The organism is Nonomuraea sp. 3N208 (assembly GCF_052245935.1).
Classification (GTDB): domain Bacteria; phylum Actinomycetota; class Actinomycetes; order Streptosporangiales; family Streptosporangiaceae; genus Nonomuraea.
In genome coordinates, this window is the sequence record NZ_JBQQBR010000004.1 from 299,488 (window position 1) to 321,726 (window position 22,239).

Sequence of the window (22,239 nt, forward strand, 5' to 3'; positions counted from 1 at the left end):
CGTTCCCCCGTGTGGGGGAAGGGGACGTCGCCCGTTCGGCGGTATCGCGACCCGGTTGCCGGGTCGTACCCTCCGATCATGAGTGCGACGCGGGGCTGGTGGGAGCGGGAGCAGCTGCTGGACGTGCTGCTCGCGCTGGCCCTCGCCGCGCTGGCCGTCAGCGACGTCTTCACCTACGATCCGGCGTCCGCCTTCCCGCAGCCCGAGCCGAATGCCGCACTGGTGCTGACGGCGCTGGTGGCCGGGCTGGCGCTCGCGGTGCGCAGGCGGTGGCCGGTCGCCGTGTACGCCTTCACGATCGCGGCCAACACCGCCTTCGAGTGGCAGGGCTTGGATCCGGGCCTGATCGGCGTCTGCGTGTTGTTCGCGCTCTACGCGGTGGCCGCCTGGCGCCCGGTCCCGATGTCGCTGGCCTGCTTGGTGACCGCATACGCCGCCGCGATCGTGGTCATGCTGCTACGGTCGCCGGCCCTGTGGTCGCCGGCGACGCTGCCCGAGTCCGGGTTCTTCGTCGTGGCCTGGGCCCTGGGTTTCTACGTGCGCCGCTGGCGGCTCGGCAGGCAGGAGGCGATGGCGCGGGCGTTGGAGGCCGAGAGGGGCCGGGCGCTGGCGGTGGAGCAGGCGGTGTTCGCCGAACGGCTGCGGATCGTCCGCGACCTGCACGACATCATCTCCCACACGTTGTCGGTCATCACCGTGCAGTCCGCTGTCGCCCGGCACCTGGTCGGCGCGCGGCCGGACCAGGCGGGGCCGGCGTTGTCGGCGATCGAGGAGGCCAGCCGGGCCGCGCTGGATGATCTACGGCGCATGCTCGGCGTGCTTCGCACCCCCTCCCCCGAGCACGACGGGCCGGCGCGTACCCGCCACGACGGACCGGCCCTTCCTGGGCGGCGGGAGCGGCTGCTCGATCTGCTGCTCGGGCTGGCGGTGGCCGCCGTGGCGGTGAGCAGCGTGCTCACGAAGGACCCGACCGACACCTACACCTATCCCGAGCCCGACCAGTGGCTGGTGCTGCTCGCCCTGGGTGCGGGGCTGCCGCTCACGGTACGGCGCCGCTTCCCCATGAGCGTGCTGGGCGTGGTGACGGCGTCGGCCTTCACGATCGCGGCGCTCGGCTGGAACGCCGGTCTGACCCCGTTGTGCATGATGATCGCGCTGTACACGGTCGCGGCCGAAGGGCGACGCCCGGTCGCGGTGGCAGGTCTGGCCCTGGTCTACGCCGAGATGGGCACGCTCGCCCTGCTGCAGGCCCCATACTTCGACCACCCGCTCGCCCTGGTCACCGTGGCCGCCGTCACCGTCCTGTGGGCGCTCGGCCGGTACGCCAGGCACCGGCGCCTGGCCCTGCACCACGCGGTCGAGCTGGCGCTGGAGGCCGAGTGGCGGCGGGCCAGGGACGCCGAGCGGGCCGTCGTCGAGGAGCGGCTGCGCATCGCGCGGGAGCTGCACGACGTGGTCTCGCACACGCTGTCGGTCATCGCCGTCCAGTCCGGCGTCGCCGGGCACCTCATCACCTCCCGGCCGCAGCAGGTGGCGCCCGCGCTCACCGCCATCGAGGACGCGGCTCGTACCGCCATGGACGATCTGCGCCGCATGCTGCGGCTCCTGCAGCCGGATACGGCGGCGGCCGGCCTCGCGCCGGCGCCCGGGCTGGCGGAGCTGGAGCTGCTGGCCTCCGTACACCGGGCCTCCCACGGCCCGGTCACGCTGGAGATCGACGCGTCCGTCGCGGACGCGCCGGAGAGCCTGCGGCTGACCGTCTACCGGGTGGTGCAGGAAGCGCTCACGAACGCGCGCAAGCACGCCCCGGGCAGCCCGGTGACGGTCGGCGTGCGGGCCGTGGACGGACGGATCGACATCCGGGTGGACGACGACGGGCCCGGCGCGCGCGCGAGCGGTGCCGGCGGAGGCGGGTTCGGCCTGGTGGGGATGGGGGAACGCGTGGCACTCTTCGACGGGATGCTGGAGGCGGGGCCGCGGGCGGGCGGCGGCTTCAGTGTCCATGCCACGCTTTCGGCCGGCAAGGAACGGGTGAGCCGATGACGACGCCGCTGCGGGTCGTGGTGGTCGACGATCAGGAGCTGGTCAGGGCCGGGTTCGTGGCCCTGCTGTCGGCCAGTGCCGATCTGGAGGTCATCGGGGAGGCCGGGCAGGGTGAAGAGGCCGTGCGGCTGGTCCGGGCCGCCCGGCCGGATGTGGTGTTGATGGATGTACGCATGCCGGTGCTCGACGGCATCGAGGCGACCCGGCGTATCACGGGCGATCCCGCGTGCGGGCAGACGAAGATCGTGGTGTTGACGACGTTCGGGCTGGACGGATACGTCTTCGGGGCGCTGCGGGCGGGAGCGGTGGGTTTTCTGCTCAAGGACACCCCGCCTGCCGAGTTGCTGCGCGCGGTGCGGGTGGCGGCCGACGGCGACGCGCTGCTGTCACCGTCGATCGCGCGCCGGCTCATCGAGGCTTTCGCGGTCGCGCCGCCGCCTGTCGTGGTCGCCGGGAAGCTGCCCGAGTTGACCGAGCGGGAGTCCGACGTGTTGCGGCTCGTCGCTCAAGGGCTGTCCAATGGTGACATCGCTGAGCGGCTGTTCATCGGGGCGGCGACGGTCAAGACGTACGTCAGCAGACTGCTCACCAAGCTCGACGCCACTACGCGGGTCCACCTGGTGATCCACGCCTACGAGTCCGGGCTGGTGACGCCGGGCGACGAACGCCGGTCATGATCTTAAGGGAGTCGGCTGATGACCAACTCTGCTCCGCCCTGCCGTCTTTATGCACTCGTCGCCACCGCCGCACCCGTGGCTCTGATCATGCGCCGCGGTCCTGCCGGCTGGTGGTCAGCGGCGCCGAGCGGATTATGCCTGGGACCGGATGTGGGTGGCGATCCTCTGCGCACAATCCAAGGCCTCGGTATGTGTGGTGTCCACCTCCAGGTCGTAGACCACGCCCTGGTGAACCACCTCTGCTTGCAACGCGGCCATGCCCTGGACCCGGTCCCCCCGGGCGATCTCGCGGCCTGCTGCGACCGCGCTCTCACATCGGACGCCGACCCACAGCACGTCCAGTCCGGCGAGAACCTTCTCCCACCGCTGCTGGGACGCGGCTCCACCGAGGAAGACGTCATCCACGATCACCCCAGCGCCCGCCCGGGCCGTCGCGGCGACGCCCTCCATCCACGCCGCGTCCAGCTTCCGGAACAACGGACCGACACTCACCCCGCCGTCCGGCGCGAACTCGATCCCCCCATCCGATCCCTGCATGGACGCGGGCATCGCCTCGATCAGCGAGTCGACGCCGAAGGCAAGCCATGGATCCGGCAGGACGGCCTGCAGACAGCGGGCGATACCCGACTTTCCCGAGCTGGAGCCGCCATTCAAAACGATCACTTGGGTCACCGCACCACACTAGAAGCCGTGCCCAAGATCTGAAAAATGCTTTTCAGCGGGCGTCGAGCGGATCAGCGGATGAGGGCGCGGGTGAGGAGGCGCTGCAGGGCGTCCTGCTCCTCGGAGGACAGCGGGGCCAGCGGGGAGTCCTTGGAGACAGCTCCAGGAGGCAGGACATCTAACTAGCGCCTTGACCACTCTCTACCTCCATACTGGATGTCGTGCTTGGGCGGCTCGATGAGCAGCGGGAGATCGATCGTGTGCTCGGCCACGCGAAGGATGGCCGCAGCGGCGCCCTGTTCGTCACCGGAGACGCGGGCATCGGCAAGTCGGCGCTGCTCGACTACGCGGAGTCCCAGGCAACCGGCTGGCGAGTGCTGCGCACGCGCGGGGTGGAGTCGGAGGCGGCCATCCCGTTCGGTGCGCTCCAGGTGCTGCTCCGCCCGGCGCTGGGTCAGGTCGGCAAGCTCCCCATCGGCCAGGCGATCGCGTTACGCAGCGCCTGCGGGTTGGCCACGTCGGCGATCTGTGACCGCTTCCTCGTCGGCCTGGCCGCCCTGACCTTGCTGTCGGAGCTGGGCGGCGAGCCGGTCCTCTGCTTGATCGACGACACGCAATGGATAGACCGTACGTCGCTGGACGCCTTGACGTTCGCGGCCAGGCGGCTGCACGCCGAGGGCATCGCCATGATCTTCGCCGGTCGCGGTGGCGGGAGCGCGTACGGGCTCGCGGAGCTGGCGTTGGACGGCCTCGGCGAAGAAGCGGCGGCCGCGCTGCTGGCCGGGAATTTCCCGCCCCAGGTACGCCGCAGGATCATCGCCGAGGCGCAAGGCAACCCCCTGGCCCTGCTGGAGCTGTCGGCGCAGCTCACCCCGCGCCAGCGAGAGGGCCGATTAGGCGCGTTACCGTCCTACGTCGACGCCGGGGCGCCGACCCGGAGGGTCCAGCGGGCCTTTCACGAGCAGATCACCGGGCTTCCCGAAGCCACCCAGGCCGCCCTGCTGATCGTCGCCGCCGACGACACCGGGGAGCCGGCCGTGCTGCTGCGCGCGGCGCAGCAGCTCGGCTGCGACGCGGCGGACTTGGCGGCGGCCGAGCGCGCCACCATGATCCATGTGACGGCCGACGGCGTGGTGAGCTTCCGGCATCCCCTGATCCGAAGCGCCGCCTATCAAGCCGCGCCCTACTTCCGCCGCCAGGCCGCGCACCTCGCCCTGGCCGAGGCGCTCGACGACAGCCACACCGATCGGCGGGCTTGGCACCGCGCGGCCGGCAGGCCGGCGCCCGACGAGTGTCTCAGCCAGGAGTTGGCGGGCGTGGCCATACGGGCGCGCCTTCAGCAGGATGCCGCGGCTGCCTCCGCCGCGTTCGAGCGGGCCGCGGAGTTCACCGCCGTGCCCGGCCGGCGTACCGAACTGCTGCTGTCCGCCGCCGAGCAGGCGATGCACGCCGGGCAGCTGCCGCGCGTGGAACGGCTGGCCGCACGCGTCGAGGCGTCGGCGGACCCGGCTCGGCTGGCCCGGGTCAACGCCTGGACCTCTGGCGAACGCGGCAACCCTGATCATGCGGCCCGCAGTCTTGTCGAGGGGGCCGGCATGGTGGCCGACCCGGAGGTGGCCGGGCAGCTGCTGTGTGACGCGATTCGCGCCGCCTCCCTCGGTGGGAACGCGGCGATCGCTCGTGAGGCCGAGGCGGCTCTGCGTGCTCTCGCGCTGCCGCCTGCCTCCGAGATGCTGTGCGTTCAGGCACGCGGTATGGCCACGGTCACCCGGCTCATCGAGGGCGACCCGGTCACGGACCTGGCCGACCTGCGTACGGCGGCCGTCCGGCTCGCCGCCGATCCGGACATGCTGCCGCTTGCCACCTCGCTGAGTCTCGTGGCCGGGGATGAGCGTACGGCCCGCGACCTGGGCGCGCAGTTCGTGACCCGCTGCCGTGACGGCGGGTGGATCGGCGTGCTGCCGGACGCGCTGGCGTTGCTGGCCCAGGCACAGATGCTGTGTGATCAGCACGCGGAGGCGACCGCGGCGGCGCAGGAGGCGCTGGCCATCTCGGGTGACACCCATCAGCAGCACCGAGTCGGCCAGATCAGCGGGGTGCTCGCCTGGCTGGCCGCGGTTCGCGGTGACGTCCAGTCCTGTCTCGATCTGGCCGCACGGGCGAGCCGGGATGTGCCGTCTGTCCGGGCGATCGCCGCGTGGGCCGTCGGCCTCCATCACCTGGCCGCCTGCGACTGGGAGCAAGCGCGCGTGCACCTCATGGAGGTGTCGGCCAACCATGCCGTTGTGGGCTTGTTCGCGGCACCCGACCTGGTCGAAGCAGCGGTCCGGAGCGGCCGGCCCGCAGAGAAGGCGGCGCGTGGGTTCGAGGAATGGGCCGCGGCGGTGAATCGGCCGTGGGCGGTATCCGTCGCCGCGCGGCTCAAGGCCATCACGGCGAACCGCCACATCCACTTCGAGGAGGCCCTCGGCGTCGGGGCGGATCAGCCGTTCCAGACGGCCCGTACGCGACTGCTCTATGGCGAGTGGCTCAGGCGGGAACGCCGCCGCGGCGACGCCCGCCGGCAGTTGCGGATGGCCATGGAGCTGTTCGACCAGCTCGGGGCCGGTGCGTGGCGGGCGCGGGCGCGCGCGGAGCTCCAAGCCACGGGTGTCACGGCTCCCCCCGCCGGTGGCCGGCGGGCGGAGCTCCTGACCGCGCAGGAACGGCAGGTCGCGTTGCTGGCAGCCGAGGGGATGTCCAACCGGCAGATCGGCTCACGGCTGTTCCTCAGCCCTCGCACGGTGGGCCATCACCTGTCGAACGCGTTCCGCAAGCTGGGGATCTCCTCACGCGAGGAGCTGGCCGGAGTGATGACGGATATGACGCCCCGGTAGCACACCCGCATATAGGTCATATCAGCGGATACGTGCATGATCGTCTGCGAAGTACCGTGCAGCCACCCCACCGAATGGAGTGCGCATGCACAAGTTACGCAGACTCGGCATTGCCCTCATTCTCGCCATCTGCGCCGTGGCCGTCACCGGACAACCCGCGCACGCCGCTCCGGGCAGAGCCGACGGGAAACGTATCACCGTGCTGGTCCACGGCTTCGATCGGGAGGCCGACGTCAACTGCGCCGGCGGCTGGAAGTCCGCCAAGGATCTGCTGACCGCCAACGGCTGGACCAACGTCTACACGTTCGGCTACTACACCGGGGCCACCAACTGCGATGTGAAGGTCGATGGCACCACCGACACCCGCATCCAGGAGGTCGGCCGCCAGCTCGCCTGGACGGTCTATTACTACTGGTCCGGCCACGGTGTCGCGATCGACATCATGGCCCACTCGATGGGCGGCCTCGTCTCGCGGGCCGCGATCGAGGGAGTGCGCAGATACGGCGCCGCCGTGTCCGCCGCCGACCTGCCCCAGCTGGCCTCGCTGGCCGACGTTGGCACTGCCGCATGGCCCAGCGGCTGGCCGCCGTACCTGTACATCGAGGACATCGTGACCCTCGGCACCCCGCACAAGGGCATCAGCGGCGTTCTGGAGGCGTGTGCGCTCACGCACGAGCAGTGCAGCGACATGCGCGAGGGGAGCGGCTTCCTGTCCTGGCTCGGCGGGCTGAAGTCCTCGGAGATGGGCACCGACTACACCCTGCTCGGCTCGGGCTATGACGACACGGTCAGCGGCGAGTCGGCGGTGAAGAGCTGGGACAGCGACGTCAGCCATGCCGCCGTGTACTACAAGGCCTCGGACGGTGACACCATCACCCACACCGAGATGCGTTCCGAGAAGAGCACGGCGTTCGACGCCGTCTGGCGCAATCTGGACGACAGCGGCACGGGCTACTACAACCCGCCGCTCGTCCAGGGCATGTATGGCATCTACAACCACATGCTCTATTAGGGCGACGACCGCCCGGCCGGCCGGGACGTACCTCTCCCGGCCGGTCGGCTTCCGTGGCGAGCCGGCTCGCGTTCAGACAAGATCGTAGGCATGGTTTCGAAAGTGCAGAACGTGGCGATCGACTGTGCTGACGCGTACGAGCTGGCCCGGTTCTGGAGCGAGGTGACGGGCTATCCGCTTCATCCCGAAGACCGGCCGGGAGACAAGGAGACCGAGGTGATGCTGCCGCACGGCCCATTGCTGTACTTCAACCAGGTGCCGGAGCCCAAAACGGTCAAGAATCGCCTCCACCTTTGCCTGCGGCCTGAAACCTCGCGGGAGGAGGAGATCGAGCGGTTGCTGGGCATGGGCGCCGGCTTCGTCGCCGACCATCGCCGCCCGGACGGGTCGGGCTGGGTCATCCTCGCCGATCCTGAAGGCAACGAGTTCTGCGTCCTACGGGGCGAATCCGATCATGCCGTGAGGTAGCGGGTGCTGTGGTCGCCCGCGGCCGGATCAGACCACGTACACCCGCCCCCACTGTTTGCACCGGCGGGCACTCATCAGGCGCTGACCTTCAGCTGATGGACGCGTTGCTTGGACAGTCCCATGACACGTGCCGTGTCCGGCTCCGACCAGTGGCTCGTGAGTGCCTTCGCGACCGTGACGGCCAGCTCCGCGGCACGCCTGGTATGAGCCTCCGCCAGCGCCTTCTCGTGGTGGTATTCGGCTACCAAACCAGCCACGTCCTCGGGTAGGTCGAACACGAAGTCCACGCCGGGGGTGTCCTCAGGCCAGGCCCAGGCGTGGATCTCCGCCAGATCACGCTCCATCTGGGACAAGGAGCTCGCCACGCCGACGCCCTCGGTCTCCCCGGTCGGGCAACGAGATACCCAGCGCCCGTTCTCGTAGGTAATGAAGTAGGTGATCGTCTTGCTCATCGGCCCATCCTTTCGGTGACCGCCTTCAGGCGCTTGAGTGCCTCATGAAAGAGCTCGGGGTCGCCGTCCGGGTTGGCAGGGATCATGACGGGAACCGAGACGATGCCATTTTTGATCACGCGCACCGCACACATGTCGCCCTTGAGGTGGTACAGCCAGTCAGCGGCCGCACCTACTGCCGCCACTATGGCTGCGACCTCGGCTAGCTGGCGCATGTGCGGGGGAAGGTCCCCGGTCACGACATGAGGATACTAGATTAGGAATTGGTCTCCTAGTCAAATAGGAGAGGGCGTGGCTGCCGTCACAGGGACAAGATCGTCGCGGAGCTTGCGGAGAACCGCCGCCCGCACGCTCACCAACAATCGATCAAGGTCCTCCGCTTTCAGGAGGGCCGGGCCTGCAGTGCTGCGGCGAGTGTGCCCAACACCGCCCGGCCGAGCTCGTACGGGTCCGCGCCCTCGTTCTGATCGGCCAGGGGGCCGTCGCGCCAGAGCACCGCGAGGCCGTGCACTGCCGCCCAGCCCAGCACCACCAGGTGCAGCGTGTCCGGCCGGGTGCTCCACCCTTCCTGCTGCGCTTGGACGATCAGCTGGGTCATCGTGTCCTTAGTGGCCTGGGCTCCGGCCCGTAGCGCCGGGTCGTCACGGTGGTGCAGCTCAGGCCGCCACATCACCTCGAACAGCCCCGGCCGCTCCCGCGCGAACCCGATGTACACCATCCCCAGCTCCTGGATCCGGTCGGCGGCGGGTGCCGCATCCAGGCGGGACAGTGCGCCGCGCATCCGTGTCCCCAGCTCCGTGAAGCCCTCGACCGCCAAAGCGGTGAACAACCCCCGTTTGTCCTGGAAGTGGTAGGCCGGGGCCGCATGACTCACCCCGGCCCGCTTGGCGATCGACCGCAGGCTCACCTGCGCGAACCCCTGGCCTGCCACCTCCTCCTCGGCCACCTCCAGCAACGTGGCCCGCAGATCACCCTCGAAGTAGGTCGGGTTACGCATTCCCGCAGCATGACCCGGGAGCTTGTCACTGTCAATCTGCGTGCCTATGCTGAGCTTGTCACTGTCAAGCTCAGCTCACGGTGAGGCGGGCCCGCATGTCACACCCCTTCGACGACCTACGCCCCCACCGCCACCTCCGCCTGACCACATACCGGGCCTCAGGCGAGGCGGTGCCGACCCCCGTCTGGTTCGTCCACCATGACGGAGCCCTCTACATCAAGACCGGCGCCCACACCGGCAAGGTCAGACGGGTCCGGCGCAACCCCCAGGTCAGCATCGCCCCGTCCACCTCGCGCGGCACTCCCCGGGGAGCCGATCTCCCAGCGCTGGCGGAGGACGTCGGCCAAAAGGTCCCCGCTGCAGTCCATACGGCATTCCTCCGCCGCTACGGCCTCCTGCAGCGCCTCCGGGACTTCCTGATCGGACGCCGCCGCATCACCCCGACTTTCCTGAAAGTCACCGTGGCCGATGGCGGCTCGAACCCGTTCCCCGTCAGAAATACCTCGGGGTGAGGTCAGTGGTGGGCCAGGTCTTCACGGTGCCGATCGCCTGGCCGAGGATAGGGTCGATCGAGTCGAAGTCGGGCGTCCCCTCCTCCTCCCTGCGATTGAAGATGGCGCAGTAGCTGACGCCGTTCTGCACCCGGGCGAGGAAGCTGAACGTGCCAGGCATGCTGCCGTTGTGCCAGGTGTTCAGCCCTCCGGCGTTGTTGTCGCGCACGTTCCAGCCGAGGCCGTACCAGGAGCCGCCGGAGGTCACGCCGGTCTCGGGCTTGGCGAAGGTCCGGGAGATCGACGTGGCGTTGAGCACGGGGCCGGCGGTGTTGAAGACGAAACCCCACTTGACCATGTCGACGGCCGAGGCAAGCCAGCCGCCGTTGGCGTCCTGGTTGGGCATGTTGAAACCGCCGTACGGGAACGGCACGACGGTGCCCGACTGGTCCACGACGCTCTTGTTGGTGTACGCCGACTCGTAGGCGACCTCAGTGGAGAAGGCCTCGGAGCGGAGGCTGCGGCCGAGCCGCGGCCGGGTGATCCCGACGGGGGCGAGCAGCTTCTGCCGCACGTACGACTCGTAGCTCATGCCCGAGACCTTCTCGATGACCCGGCCGGCCAGCATGTAGCCGTAGTTGCTGTAGACGAACTTCGTGCCGGGGTCGAAGTCGAGCTTGCGCGCGGTGACGTACTTGATGATGTCGGCGTGGTCGATCGGCAGCGGCACGTCCAGCGACGCGGAGATCGTGTGGTCGAGCCACAGCGGGTCCTTCGACACGGCCTTGTCCCAGCCACTGGTGTGCTGGAGCAGCCGCCACAGGGTGACGTTCGCCAGCCGGGGGTCGGCCGTGGTCGACAGGCCCAGCAGGGACGCGACCTTCGTGCCCAGAGTCAGCTTGCCGTCCTGGACCAACCGGACGATCGCGGCCGCGGTGAGGCTCTTGCTGAGGCTCGCGACCCGGAACAGGGACGTGGGCTGCACCCGCACGATGGGGGTGCCGGGCTTGGAGTAGTACCCGTAGCCGCGCGCGAGCAGGATCTTGCCGTTCTTGGCGACTGCTAGCTGCGCGCAGGAGATGTCCCGCTCCGTGATGAACGTCTTCATCGCCTTGTCGAAACCGGCCAGCGCGCTCGGCACAACACCAGTGGTCAGCAGGTCACCCGAGTCGGCTCGTACGGGACCCGCTCCGAGTGCGATTGCCGGCACGGCGCCCGCACTCGCCTGGAGAAGCCGTCGCCGGCTGAGCATCGCCACATTGCCCCCTATTGCCACAAGAACCTCAACAGGGGTCTTTACTACCACAGTCATCACAACGGATGATCTCGACCCGACTGAGGCCGATGTCCGGGATGGGCCGGATTCCGGCCGGGCACCGCTACTCGACCCGATCGGTACGCAAGAAGGCAGGCGGCCTGCCCTGCTTCCATTCCGCGACGTCCAAGGCGTTGAGCGCCTTGGCGATGCTGCGTTCCTCATAGCCGAAGTGCGATTCCACGATCGCCGTCAAGCCGTCCACCTCTCCCCGGACCCGTCGTGCCTCCCGCGGATCCCTGCCGGTCTCCGGGTCCAGCCCGTCGACGAGCTCTCGCAGCCGGCGCAGGATGTCGGCGACCAGCCGGTGGTCCTCGCGCAGCTTGTCCAGGACCGGCGCCAGCTCGGGGTGCCGCGCGGCCAACGCCGGGAAGGCGCCGTCGTCCTCACCGGTGTGGTGCCGTTCCAGCGCCGTACAGAAGGCCAGGCAGTGCGCTCGCAGGTCCCTCGGCCGCGTGCCGCCGTCGAGATAGGCGTCCACCTCGTCGCCGAGGCTGGCGAGCTCCCCGCGGAGCCAGTCGTGAACGCCGATCAGCTGATCACCGAACGCCGCCAAGCGCGCATCACGCATGGATGTCTCCTGGCGAGGTCGGCAAGGCCACGGGCCGGGGCCGTTCGCACGTGCTCGCGATCGTCACCGCCGCCCCGGAGTGCGCCGAGGTCAGCAGTGACTCCATGACGTCGAGCACGTGGAAGGCCAGCGTCCCGCCCGCACGCGGCTCCTGGCCCGCCGGGGTCGCGGCGAAGTCGGCCAGGCCCACGCCGCGCCCGGCCTCGAGGTAGCCCGCCGACACGGGAAGGTCACGCCAGCCCTCTTCGCCGATCCTCGACACCTGGACGAGGCCGTCGAAGTGGTTCGGGTTGGGTACGACGAGCGAGCCCTGCTCGCCGTGCACTTCGATGTGGGACGCCTTGGTGGCGGCCGCGTCAAAGCTCATCACCAGCGTGGACAGCGCTCCGGAGGCGTGCACGAGCACTCCGGTGACGTGGGTGTCGACGGTGACCGGGATCTCCTCGCCGCGGCGCGGGCCCGAGCCGATGGTGCGCTTGGCGCGGGTGCGGTTGGCGGCGCCGATGACCGTCGTCACCGGCCCGAGCATGGTCACCAGGCTCGTGATGTAGTAGGGGCCCATGTCCAGGAGGGGGCCGCCGCCAGGGACGTAGTAGAAGTCGGGGTTCGGGTGCCAGCGCTCGTGGCCGGGCGTCGCCATCGTCGCGGTCGCCGCGACCGGTCTGCCGATCAGGCCGTCGTCGATGGCCTTGCGGGCGGTCTGCGTTCCCGTTCCTAACACCGTGTCCGGCGCGCAACCCACCCGTACCCGGGCGTCCTCGGCAGCCCGCAGGATGCGCTCGGCGTCCTTCGCCGTCGCCGCAATTGGCTTCTCGCAATAGACGTGCTTGCCCGCGGCGATGGCGGCGAGCGCGATCTCGGCGTGGGCGGCGGGAATGGTGAGGTTGAGTACGACGTCGACGCGCGGATCCGCCATCAGCTCCGGCACGCTCAGCACGTCGACGCCCGCGTACGACCGCACCGCCTCCCGTGCCCGGTCAAGGTCCAGATCGGCCACGGCCACCAGCCGCAGCTGCGGCAACCGGTCGATGGTCTGGAAGTACTGGGCCGAGATGGCACCGCATCCGACGATGCCCACGTTCATCGGCTGGCCCACAACATTCCCCTCTCGATGATCGTGCGTACGCTGTCGTTCCGTAGAACGTCGAGGCTGTGCCCCGGGGTGGTGACGAAGATCCGCCCGTTGCCCCAGCGGCGGGTCCAGATCGCCGGCGAGGTGACCTCCCGGTGCCAGGGATCCCACGGGCGGACCTTCTGCGTCGTCGTCGCCAGCACGTCGATGTAGTCGTCCGTCAGCACCCAATACTGCTCGGTGACCAGGTCGAAGTCTTCGATGCCCGCCGTGATGGGGTGGTCGCTCGCCTCGGGCAGCATGTTCACGGTGTACGGCACGAAGTTGTCGGCCTGCGAGCCGTCCCGCTCACCCGGGTCCTTGCCCGGATGGCAGGCGAACTGCCCGCCGATGAGGTGCAGGTAATCCGAAGAGTTGCGGTAGGAGTCGGCGATGCCGCCGTGCCAGCCGGCCATTCCCGTGCCGGCCCGGATCGCGGCCTCCAGCCCCCGCAGCTCCGCCGGCTCGATCGTGCCCATGGTGTAGCACTGCACGATGAGGTCGATGCCGGACATGAGCGCGGAGTCCGCGTACGGTGCCGGGGAGTCCGCCAGGTGCACCTCGTACCCGTGCTTTTCGAGGAACGGAACGAAGAGATCGGTGGCCTCCACCGGGGAGTGCCCTTCCCAGCCGCCCCGCACCACGAGAGCTCTACGGCCCTGGTCGTCTGTCATGCTTTCGCCCCATCGATCGCTCAGGAGTCAACGCGTCCGATCGTCGCATCTCTGGCCGATGCGCTCCAAAGCGGGGCAGACTCCCCTGGAAAACCTGTCGCCGGAGCGCTTGAGCAGGGATACGGTCGCCGGGTGCCCGACCCCATCTTTGCGCACCCCCGCCTCGCACCCGTCTACGACGCCTTCGACGGAGAGCGCGACGACCTGCCCGCCTATCTCACCATCGCCGATGAGTTGGGCGCGGACCGGGTGCTGGATGTCGGCTGCGGCACAGGATCCCTGGCGGTCCTGCTCGCCGGGACCGGCCGCACCGTCGTGGGCGTCGACCCGGCGGAGGCGTCGCTGCAGGTCGCGAGGTCGAAGGACGAAGCCGGGACGGTCACCTGGGTCCATGGCGACGCCACGACAGTCCCCACGCTCAATGCCGATCTGGCGGTGATGACCGGGAATGTGGCGCAGGTCTTCCTCACCGATGACGAGTGGTCGGCGAACCTCCGGGGCATCCATGCCGCTCTTCGTCCCAGGGGGTATCTCGTGTTCGAGACCAGACGCCCGGAACGCCGGGCCTGGGAGGAATGGGCTGCCGACACTGCTCCCCTCGTCCTTGACGTCCCTGGGATCGGGCCGGTGGAGCGGCGTCATGAGGTCACCGAGGTGCGTCTTCCGTTCGTCTCCTTCCGGTCCGCTTACAGGTTCCTGGCGGACGGCGCGGTGGTCACCTCCGACTCGACCCTCCGGTTCCGGAGCCGCGACGAGGTGGAATCCAGCCTGGGCAACCACGGCTACCGAACGCTCGACGTGCGAGAAGCCCCCGATCGTCCGGGTCTCGAGTTCGTGTTCATAGCCGAGCGCACGACCTGAGCCAACGGGCAGAAGCAAGCGGCCGCCCGGATCGAGCCCCCGCCGGGGGCTCGATCCGGGCTGCACGATCTTGGTGTCAGCCGCAGTTCATGAACTTGCCCCGCCTGGCCGAGGCGATCCCGAAGTCCCTACGGGTGTCGGTGGTGTGGCCCTCGAAGTCCACGCACTCACGCTTGCCGTAACCGATGGCGGCGGCGTAGTAGCGATACTTCCTCGCGGTGAGCGTGCCCGGGTCCCGATAGGCGCCACCGCCCGTCACATGGAGAATCGCCTGCGTGTACGTCGCCGTCCCGGCATAGGCGGTCTTGATCACCGTGACGCAGTTCTTCTGCAGGCCGCGGTTCCACATCAGCCAGACGTACCCCCAGGTGGATCCCCCGTTCTTCAGCGCCCTTTTGTTGTCCTTCACGTGCGTCCATCCACCACGCCCGGATTCCTTGGCACACGCGGCCTCCGGCGTGTAACCGGCGGCCATGGCGGGGGCGGGGTGGGCGAGGACCGTGCCTGCGACGAACAGGGTGGCCGCGGCAAGGACCTTCGCTGACTTGCGCATGCGTTCATCCTTCTCAAGGCGGCCGGGCGGGTGCCTGACCGCGGTCATGACAACAGGTTGGCATGATCGCCAATTCTGGTCATGCTCTCACGGAAGAGATCCAGATGCGATCAGTTTCGGCCGTCAAAGACCTATATTTCGGTCCTGCACTACCCGGGGACTGACAGGACGGTCATCGCTCTCGCTGGAGGCTTCGCAGGTAGGCGGCTACACGGTGCTTGCTGCCGTACTCGGCCCAGCCGAGCGGGGTCGAGTCGTGCTCGGTGTCCTTGATGGTCGGGTCGGCGCCGAGCTCGATCAGTGTCCTGGCGGTCTCCACGTCGTCGTTCCAGGCCGCGTCGTGCAGCGGAGTGGAACGACGACGATGGTTCACGTCGAAGCCGAGACCGGCGAGCAGCCGTACCGCCGCGGGCTTGCGCTGCCCCGCCGCGGTGTTGATCAGCTCTGGGTAACGGGCGAGCGCTCGCGCCGGCAGGTCCGGGCCGAGTCCGGCCACCGCGTCGGCGTCGGCGCGCATGCAGGCGGCTCTGAACGCGTCCATCTCGTCCAGTGCCGCCGAGGCGCCCGCCGCGGCGAGGATCTCCGCGACGTCGGTGTGCCCGTTCAGCAGAGCGAGCTCGTACGGTGTGCGTCCGCCGAACGCCGGGTGGCCGCCGAGGCCGTCCCCCTGCGCGCCGTGTGCGAGGAGTAGCCGGGCCCGTCGCGAGCCGCCACGCAGAGCGGCGGTGGCCAGTTCTTCCCGCATCAGCTGCTGCGGGGACTGCATGGTCGGACCCAGCCGGGCATGCCACGGCCCGCCCTCACCGCGGCCGAGGCCGTACTCCAGCAGCAGCTCGAGATGAGTGGTGTCGTCGGAGAAGGAGCCACCGAGCCCGAGGTTGTAGAGGGTCTGGCTGTCGTTGGGGTCGGCTCCCGCCTCCAGCAGCAGCCTGGCCAGCGCCAGGCCCTGCGGGTGCGGTGGCTGGTCGCCCTCTCCTCCGCCGAACGCGCCGGTGAGCGCGGTGAACGGCGAGGTCAGCCCGTCCCACAGGAATCCGGCGTTCGGATCGGCGCCGTGGTCGAGGAGGAGCCGGGCCGCCGCCACGTACTGGCCGGGAGCATGGAGACGCGCGTAGGTCAGGTACAGCAGCGGCTCCCATCCGAAGGGGCCGCCCTGCGCCCGGGCGAGCCCGGAATCGCCGGCCAGCGCGCCGGCCAGCGCGTCTGCCGAGCCGGTGGCCGCCATCGTGAAGACGTTCGCGGTGGGCAGCTGCGGGTGCCGGGCCAGCAGCTGGTCGGCTTCCCCGGTCCGGCCCGGGTAGTCCGAGCCGTAGGTCAGGCAGGCGAGCCGCAAAAACTCCTCCGGCAGCTCCTCGCTCGGCGCGACCCGGTGCGGCGATCGGGAGTACCGGTCGACGGTGTCGAGGTGTTCTTTCAACCTGGGCCAGCTCGCGAAGCCGTACATGCGGGCGGTGACGAGCTGCGCGTCGGACAGCTTGAGCGTCTCCGGCGGCCGGGGATGGAACTCGGTGACGAGCCCCAGCGCCTCAGGGACTCCCGCCTTCACGTACTGAAGGAGTGTTTTGGCCTGCTTGCGGAGCCGTTCGATGCTGGGGTTGTCGGGCAGGCGATGGATCGGCACGAGTGCCTCCTTTCCGTATGGCCCGGTGTCCGCATGATCAGGCCGGAAAAGAGGTGACGAGCGGGTCGTTCGACGAGCATCAGGTGGGCTTTGCCCTTCCCGCGGACCGGTGGCGCCCTGGGCGCGCTGTAGCTAGCATACGCCGATGGGTTTTGGTGGTATTCCCACAACTGGTGGCGCGTAGCCTGCACGGTCTGCGACATGGCGCTGCCGGCCCGGCACAGGGAAGGGTGGAGACTACAGGGGGTGTCGCCGTCTCGCGGCGCGCATATCGTTGTCTACAGGCGCGCATATCGTTGTCTACAGGAGGGCTCGGTCGGGTGTTCAGTCGTGTCGCCATCGTCAACCGTGGTGAGGCCGCTATGCGGCTCATTCACGCCGTACGGGATATCGCCGCGGAGACCGGGACACAAATCGAGATCGTCGCACTGCACACCGACGTCGACCGCACAGCCACCTTCGTCCGCGAAGCGGACCTGTCCTACGATCTCGGTCCCGCGTCCGCGCGCCCGTACCTCGATCTGAAGGCGCTGGAGCGCGCGCTGGTGGAGACGGGGGCCGACGCCGCGTGGGTCGGCTGGGGCTTCGTCGCGGAGGACCCGGCGTTCGCGGAGCTGTGCGAGAAGATCGGAGTCACCTTCGTCGGACCGAGCGCCGAGGCCATGCGCAAGCTCGGCGACAAGATCGGCGCGAAGCTGATCGCCGAGGAGGTCGGCGTGCCGGTCGCGCCGTGGAGCCGCGGCGCGGTCGAGACCCTGGACGCCGCCCTGGCGGCGGCGGGCGAGATCGGCTACCCGCTGATGCTGAAGGCGACCGCGGGCGGCGGCGGGCGCGGCATCCGCGTGATCACGAACGACGCCGAGCTCGCCGACGCCTACGAGCGCACCAGCCAGGAGGCCGCGCGGGCGTTCGGCAGCGGCATCGTGTTCCTGGAGCGCCTGGTCACCGGCGCCCGGCACGTCGAGGTCCAGGTGATCGCCGACGGCGAGGGCACCGCGTGGGCGCTCGGCGTCCGCGACTGCTCGGTGCAGCGGCGCAACCAGAAGGTCATCGAGGAGTCGGCGTCGCCGGTGCTCAGTCCCGTGCAGACGGCCGAGCTCAAGGCGGCGGCCGAACGGCTGGCCGTCGCGGTCGGGTACTGCGGCGCGGCGACCGTCGAGTTCCTCTACCACCCCAGCGACAAGCTGTTCGCCTTCCTCGAGGTCAACACCCGCCTGCAGGTCGAGCACCCGATCACCGAGGTCACCACCGGGTTCGACCTGGTCAAGGCGCAGCTGTGGGTGGCGTCCGGCGGCAGGCTCGAAGGGGAGCCGCCGGTGGAGCGCGGGCACGCCGTCGAGGCCCGGCTGAACGCCGAAGACCCCGACCGCGACTTCGCCCCCTCCCCTGGCCGCATCGCGCGGCTGGACCTGCCCGCCGGGCCGGGCATCCGCGTGGACACCGGCGTCAGCGAGGGCGACACCATCCCCGCCGACTTCGACTCGATGATCGCGAAGATCATCGCCTATGGCCGTGATCGCGACGAGGCCCTCGGCAGGCTGCGCCGGGCGATGGCGCAGACCACGGTGATCATCGAGGGCGGCGCGACGAACAAGAGCTTCGTGCTCGACCTGCTCGAGCAGCCCGAGGTGATCGACGCCAGCGCGGACACCGGCTGGATCGACCGCGTCCGCGGCCAGGGCAGGCTCGTCTCGCACCGGCACTCCGCCGTCGCGCTGGCGGCCGCCGCCATCGAGGCGTACGAGGAGGAAGAACGCGTCGAGCGGCAGCGGCTGCTGTCGACGGCGTTCGGCGGACGCCCGCAGGTGCAGCACAAGAGCGGCCGGCCGCTGGACCTGAAGCTGCGTGGCGTCGGCTACCGCGTGCGCGTCGCGCGGATCGGCGCGCATCGCTTCCGCGTCGGCATCGAAGCGGGTGGCGACGTCCGCACCGCCGACGTCGAGCTCGACCGCTTTGACCGGCACACCGGTCAGATCGTCGTCAACGGCACCCGGTACCGCCTGCTCACCAGCACGCACGGGCCGATCCACCTGGTCGAGGTGGACGGCGTGACGCACCGGGTCAGCCGCGACGAGGGCGGCGTCGTCCGCTCGCCCGCGCCCGCGCTGGTCGTCGCCACACCACTGCAGGTCGGCGCCGAGGTCGAGGCGGGCGCGCCGGTGCTGGTGCTGGAGAGCATGAAGATGGAGACGGTGCTGCGGGCGCCGTTCAGAGCGCGGCTGAAGGAATGTGCCGTGTCCGTGGGCACCCAGGTGCAGACCGGGGCGCCACTGCTGCGGCTGGAGCCGCTCGCCGACGACGACGACGCCGCGGCCAAGGACACCTCTGCCGTCGGGTCCGTCGAGCTGGACCTGCCCGCCGCGCCCGGGAAGATCTCGGCACGGGAGCGCACCGTGCGCGGCCAGGAGGACCTGTGCAGCCTGCTGCTGGGCTTCGACGTCGACCCGCACGACGAACGCAGAGTGCTCGACGACTACCTCTCCGCACGCCGGGCGGCCGCCGAGGACGGTCACCGGCCGCTGGCCGACGAGCTCGGACTCGTCAACGCGTTCGCCGACCTCGCCGAGCTGAGCCGCAACCGGCCGGCGGGCGAGGACGGCGGCGGTGACGAGCATGTGCACAGCGCCCGCGAGTACTTCCACACCTACCTGCAGAGCCTCGACGTCGAGCGGGCCGGGCTGCCGGAGTCGTTCCAGGCCAAGCTCGCCAAGGCGCTCGGCCATTACGGCGTCACCGAGCTGGAGCGCTCCCCCGAGCTCGAGGCCGCGGTGTTCCGGATCTTCCTCGCCCAGCAACGCGCGTCAGCCGACGCCGCGGTCATCGCGACGTTGCTGCGCGCGTGGCTCCGGGAGCCGCCGCCGGACGAGACGCTGCGCGAGCCCGCCGGTCTGGCGCTGGAGCGGCTGCTGGCCGCGACGCAGGTCCGTTTCCCCGTGGTCTCCGACCTCGCGCGCGGCGTGGTGTTCGCCTGGTTCGCGCAGCCGCTGCTGCGCCGCAACCGCGCCCGCGTCTACGCCCGCGTCCGCAAGCATCTGCGTCACCTGGACGCGCACCCGGACGCGCCGGATCGCGCCGAGCGCATCGCCGAGATGGTACGCACCACCGAGCCGCTGGTGCGGCTGCTCGGCCAGCGGCTTGTCCGCGGCAACCTGGACAACGCGGTCATGCTGGAAGTGCTGACCCGGCGCTACTACGGCAACAAGGGCCTCACCGGCGTCCGCACCAGCGAGGTCGCGGGCTGCATGTTCGTGGTCGCCGAGCGCGCGGGCTCATGCGTGGTCTCCTCCGCGGTGAGCTTCGAAGCGCTGGGCAGCGCGCTGCACGGGCTCGCGGGCCTGGCGAACGGCGAGGACGCCATCGACGCCGACATCTATCTCGCCTGGGAGAACCAGCCGGAGGACTCCGACGCGATGGCGGCCGCGCTGCACGAGGTCGTCAGCGCGCACCCACTGCCATCCCAAGTCCGCAGGCTCACCGCCACCGTCGCGGGCAGCGGTGGCGCGGTGATGCACCATCACTTCACGTTCCGCCCATCGGCCACCGGGATGACGGAGGAGCGGCTGATCCGCGGCCTGCACCCGTTCATCGCAGAGCGGATGCAGCTGGAGCGGCTGAGCAAGTTCGACCTCACCCGGCTGCCGTCGTCGGACGAGGAGGTCTACCTCTTCCAGTGCGTGGCGCGGGAGAACCCGTCGGACGACCGCCTGGTCGCATTCGCGCAGGTGCGCGACCTGACCGAGCTGCGCGAGCACGACGGCAGGCTGGTCGCGCTGCCGACGATCGAGGACACCGTCGCCTCCTGCCTCGACTCGATCCGCACGGCGCAGTCGCGGCGGCCGGCGGCCAAACGTTTCAACACCAACCGGATCGTGGTCTACGTCTGGCCGCCGAGCGTCATCACGCGCGCGGAGATGGAGATGATCGCCAGGCGCGTGCGGCCGACGACCGCGGGCGCCGGTCTGGAGGAGATCCTGTTCATCGCGCGGCAGCGGGACAGGACGACCGGCGAGCTGACCAAGATCGCTGTGCGTATCGCCTTCGACGCCACCGGCGGCGCCAAGCTGACCATCGGCGAGCCGTCGGGCGAGCCGGTCGAGCCGCTCGACGACTACCGGCTGAAGGTGCTGCGCGCGAGCAGCCGCAACACGGTCTACCCGTACGAGCTGACCGGTCTGCTCGGCGACTTCGTCGAGCACGATCTCGACAGTGCCGAAGCGGGGGACCACGCGCTGGTGCCGGTCGACCGGCCGAAGGGGCGCAACACCGCGGCGATCGTCGCGGGCGTGGTCTCCACGCCGACCAGGCGGCACCCGCAGGGCGTCACCAGGGTCGTGCTGCTCGGCGACCCCACGAAGTCGCTCGGCGCGCTGTCGGAGCCGGAGTGCCGCCGCGTGATCGCCGCGCTGGACCTGGCCGAGCGCATGGGGGTGCCGCTGGAGTGGTACGCGCTGTCCGCCGGCGCCCGCATCTCCATGACGTCGGGCACGGAGAACATGGACTGGGTGGCCGCCGCACTCAAGCGGATCGTCGAGTTCACGCAGGGCGGCGGCGAGATCAACATCGTGGTCGCGGGCATCAACGTCGGCGCGCAGCCGTACTGGAACGCCGAGGCGACGATGCTCATGCACACCAAGGGCATCCTGGTCATGACGCCGGACTCGGCGATGGTGCTCACCGGCAAGCAGTCGCTCGACTTCTCCGGTGGCGTGTCGGCCGAGGACAACTTCGGCATCGGCGGCTACGACCGGGTGATGGGCCCGAACGGGCAGGCGCAATACTGGGCGCCGAACCTGGCCGCCGCGCGGGACGTGCTGATGTCGTACTACGACCACACGTACGTCACACCGGGCGAGGAGGCGCCGCGGCGGGCGACGACGACCGACCCCGTCGACCGCGACATCTCCGACTTCCCGCATGCGGTGGCGGGCAGCGACTTCACCACCGTCGGCGAGATCTTCTCCGCCACGGCCAACCCGGACCGCAAGAAGCCGTTCGACATCCGTACCGTGATGCGGGCGCTCTCCGACCAGGACCATCCGGTGCTGGAACGCTGGAGGGGCATGGTGGACGCGGAGACCGCAGTGGTGCAGGACGTGCACCTCGGCGGCATGCCGGTGTGCCTGCTCGGCATCGAGTCACGGTCCGTGCCGCGGCGCGGCTTCCCGCCGACCGACGGCCCGGACACCTACACCGCGGGCACGCTGTTCCCCCGGTCGTCGAAGAAGGCCGCGCGGGCGATCAACGCGGCCAGCGGCAACCGGCCGCTGGTGGTGCTGGCGAACCTTTCCGGCTTCGACGGCTCGCCGGAGTCGATGCGGAAGCTGCAGCTGGAGTACGGCGCCGAGATCGGCCGCGCGATCGTGAACTTCCGTGGGCCCATCGTGTTCTGCGTCATCTCGCGGTACCACGGCGGAGCGTTCGTGGTGTTCTCGAAGGCGCTGAACCCGAACATGACCGTGCTCGCGTTGGAAGGCTCGTTCGCCTCGGTGCTCGGCGGCGCCCCCGCCGCCGCGGTGGTGTTCGCCGGCGACGTCAACGCCCGTACCGCGGCCGACCCGCGCGTGGTGGACCTGGAGGCGCGTGTCGCGGCCGCCTCCGGAGCCGACCGCGCCGCGTTGACCGCGGAGCTCGACGAGCTCCGTTCGTCGGTCCGCGCGGAGAAGCTCGGCGAGGTGGCCACGGAGTTCGATCGCGTGCACAACATCCAGCGCGCGGTCGAGGTCGGCTCGGTCGACGTCGTCATCCGCGCCGCGGAGCTGCGCCCACGGATCATCGAGGCCATCGAGTCCCGGCTACGCTGACCGTGAGGCGCGAATGGCGGACGGCTGCACGGAACGCTGCCGGCTGGAGGCGG

General features: G+C 70.0%; 18 protein-coding genes. 8 read left to right on the forward strand and 10 right to left on the reverse strand.

All coding sequences use genetic code 11. The features are described 5' to 3' along the window. Window positions 1-78: 78 nt before the first annotated feature. Together ACTWPT_RS07740 and ACTWPT_RS07745 are read left to right on the forward strand one after the other, a co-directional pair. Window positions 79-2,043 (forward strand): sensor histidine kinase, encoded by a 1,965-nt coding sequence (locus tag ACTWPT_RS07740; protein ID WP_443176553.1) that lies wholly within the window; start codon window positions 79-81, stop codon window positions 2,041-2,043. Further along, entirely contained in the window at window positions 2,040-2,720 is a 681-nt protein-coding gene (locus ACTWPT_RS07745; RefSeq protein WP_443176554.1) for a response regulator transcription factor, read from the forward strand. Before ACTWPT_RS07740 ends, ACTWPT_RS07745 begins: the two co-directional genes overlap by 4 nt. 132 nt (window positions 2,721-2,852) lie before the next feature. Here ACTWPT_RS07745 and cpt read toward each other — a convergent pair whose 3' ends face one another. Then, entirely contained in the window at window positions 2,853-3,383 is a 531-nt protein-coding gene (gene cpt / locus ACTWPT_RS07750; RefSeq protein ID WP_443176555.1) for a chloramphenicol phosphotransferase CPT, read from the reverse strand. A 221-nt stretch (window positions 3,384-3,604) separates the two neighbouring features. Here cpt and ACTWPT_RS07755 point away from each other — a divergent pair, with 221 nt between their 5' ends. The 3 genes from ACTWPT_RS07755 (at window position 3,605) to ACTWPT_RS07765 (ending at window position 7,739) form a co-directional block, all read left to right on the forward strand. Then, on the forward strand, window positions 3,605-6,259 hold the full coding sequence (locus ACTWPT_RS07755) for an AAA family ATPase (RefSeq protein WP_443176556.1): 2,655 nt from the start codon (window positions 3,605-3,607) through the stop codon (window positions 6,257-6,259). Between the two features lie 85 nt (window positions 6,260-6,344). Then, window positions 6,345-7,271, forward strand: coding sequence for an esterase/lipase family protein (locus tag ACTWPT_RS07760; RefSeq protein WP_443176557.1), 927 nt, complete (start codon window positions 6,345-6,347; stop codon window positions 7,269-7,271). Window positions 7,272-7,361: 90 nt separating this feature from the next. Beyond that, on the forward strand, window positions 7,362-7,739 hold the full coding sequence (locus ACTWPT_RS07765; protein ID WP_443176558.1) for a VOC family protein: 378 nt from the start codon (window positions 7,362-7,364) through the stop codon (window positions 7,737-7,739). Window positions 7,740-7,813: 74 nt separating this feature from the next. Here the strand turns inward: ACTWPT_RS07765 and ACTWPT_RS07770 are convergent, their stop codons facing one another. From ACTWPT_RS07770 to ACTWPT_RS07780, 3 genes are all read right to left on the reverse strand, one after another. Next, window positions 7,814-8,191 carry a hypothetical protein gene (locus ACTWPT_RS07770; protein WP_443176559.1) on the reverse strand — a complete coding sequence of 126 codons (378 nt, stop codon included), beginning with the start codon at window positions 8,189-8,191 and terminating at the stop codon, window positions 7,814-7,816. Beyond that, a complete protein-coding gene (locus ACTWPT_RS07775; RefSeq protein WP_443176560.1) occupies window positions 8,188-8,430 on the reverse strand; it encodes a hypothetical protein in 243 nt (80 codons plus the stop codon). Before ACTWPT_RS07775 ends, ACTWPT_RS07770 begins: the two co-directional genes overlap by 4 nt. Before the next feature lie 143 nt (window positions 8,431-8,573). Beyond that, window positions 8,574-9,188: a TetR/AcrR family transcriptional regulator gene (locus ACTWPT_RS07780; protein WP_443176561.1), complete on the reverse strand. Its 615-nt coding sequence runs from the start codon at window positions 9,186-9,188 to the stop codon at window positions 8,574-8,576. Window positions 9,189-9,283: 95 nt separating this feature from the next. Here ACTWPT_RS07780 and ACTWPT_RS07785 point away from each other — a divergent pair, with 95 nt between their 5' ends. Further along, the gene (locus ACTWPT_RS07785; RefSeq protein WP_443176562.1) at window positions 9,284-9,700 is read left to right on the forward strand and encodes a PPOX class F420-dependent oxidoreductase; all 417 of its coding nucleotides are present in this window, start codon (window positions 9,284-9,286) and stop codon (window positions 9,698-9,700) included. On the opposite strand, the gene ACTWPT_RS07790 is transcribed toward ACTWPT_RS07785, so the two are convergent. From ACTWPT_RS07790 to ACTWPT_RS07805, 4 genes are all read right to left on the reverse strand, one after another. Beyond that, on the reverse strand, window positions 9,681-10,889 hold the full coding sequence (locus ACTWPT_RS07790; RefSeq protein WP_443176563.1) for a serine hydrolase domain-containing protein: 1,209 nt from the start codon (window positions 10,887-10,889) through the stop codon (window positions 9,681-9,683). The two genes, ACTWPT_RS07785 and ACTWPT_RS07790, sit on opposite strands and share 20 nt — an antisense overlap. 169 nt (window positions 10,890-11,058) lie before the next feature. Then, window positions 11,059-11,565 (reverse strand): hemerythrin domain-containing protein, encoded by a 507-nt coding sequence (locus tag ACTWPT_RS07795; RefSeq protein WP_443176564.1) that lies wholly within the window; start codon window positions 11,563-11,565, stop codon window positions 11,059-11,061. Beyond that, a complete protein-coding gene (locus ACTWPT_RS07800) occupies window positions 11,558-12,661 on the reverse strand; it encodes a Gfo/Idh/MocA family protein (RefSeq protein ID WP_443176565.1) in 1,104 nt (367 codons plus the stop codon). The genes ACTWPT_RS07795 and ACTWPT_RS07800 overlap by 8 nt, the downstream gene beginning before the upstream one ends. After that, window positions 12,646-13,350 (reverse strand): ThuA domain-containing protein, encoded by a 705-nt coding sequence (locus ACTWPT_RS07805; RefSeq protein WP_443176566.1) that lies wholly within the window; start codon window positions 13,348-13,350, stop codon window positions 12,646-12,648. Before ACTWPT_RS07805 ends, ACTWPT_RS07800 begins: the two co-directional genes overlap by 16 nt. 132 nt (window positions 13,351-13,482) lie before the next feature. Here ACTWPT_RS07805 and ACTWPT_RS07810 point away from each other — a divergent pair, with 132 nt between their 5' ends. After that, a complete protein-coding gene (locus tag ACTWPT_RS07810) occupies window positions 13,483-14,211 on the forward strand; it encodes a class I SAM-dependent methyltransferase (protein ID WP_443176567.1) in 729 nt (242 codons plus the stop codon). 76 nt (window positions 14,212-14,287) lie between these two features. Here ACTWPT_RS07810 and ACTWPT_RS07815 read toward each other — a convergent pair whose 3' ends face one another. Together ACTWPT_RS07815 and ACTWPT_RS07820 are read right to left on the reverse strand one after the other, a co-directional pair. After that, a complete protein-coding gene (locus ACTWPT_RS07815) occupies window positions 14,288-14,764 on the reverse strand; it encodes a hypothetical protein (protein WP_443176568.1) in 477 nt (158 codons plus the stop codon). A 172-nt stretch (window positions 14,765-14,936) separates the two neighbouring features. Next, window positions 14,937-16,385 carry an ankyrin repeat domain-containing protein gene (locus ACTWPT_RS07820; protein WP_443176569.1) on the reverse strand — a complete coding sequence of 483 codons (1,449 nt, stop codon included), beginning with the start codon at window positions 16,383-16,385 and terminating at the stop codon, window positions 14,937-14,939. Between the two features lie 320 nt (window positions 16,386-16,705). On the opposite strand from ACTWPT_RS07820, the gene ACTWPT_RS07825 reads away from it, so the two are divergent. Then, a complete protein-coding gene (locus ACTWPT_RS07825) occupies window positions 16,706-22,186 on the forward strand; it encodes an ATP-binding protein (protein ID WP_443176570.1) in 5,481 nt (1,826 codons plus the stop codon). Window positions 22,187-22,239 lie beyond the last annotated feature (53 nt).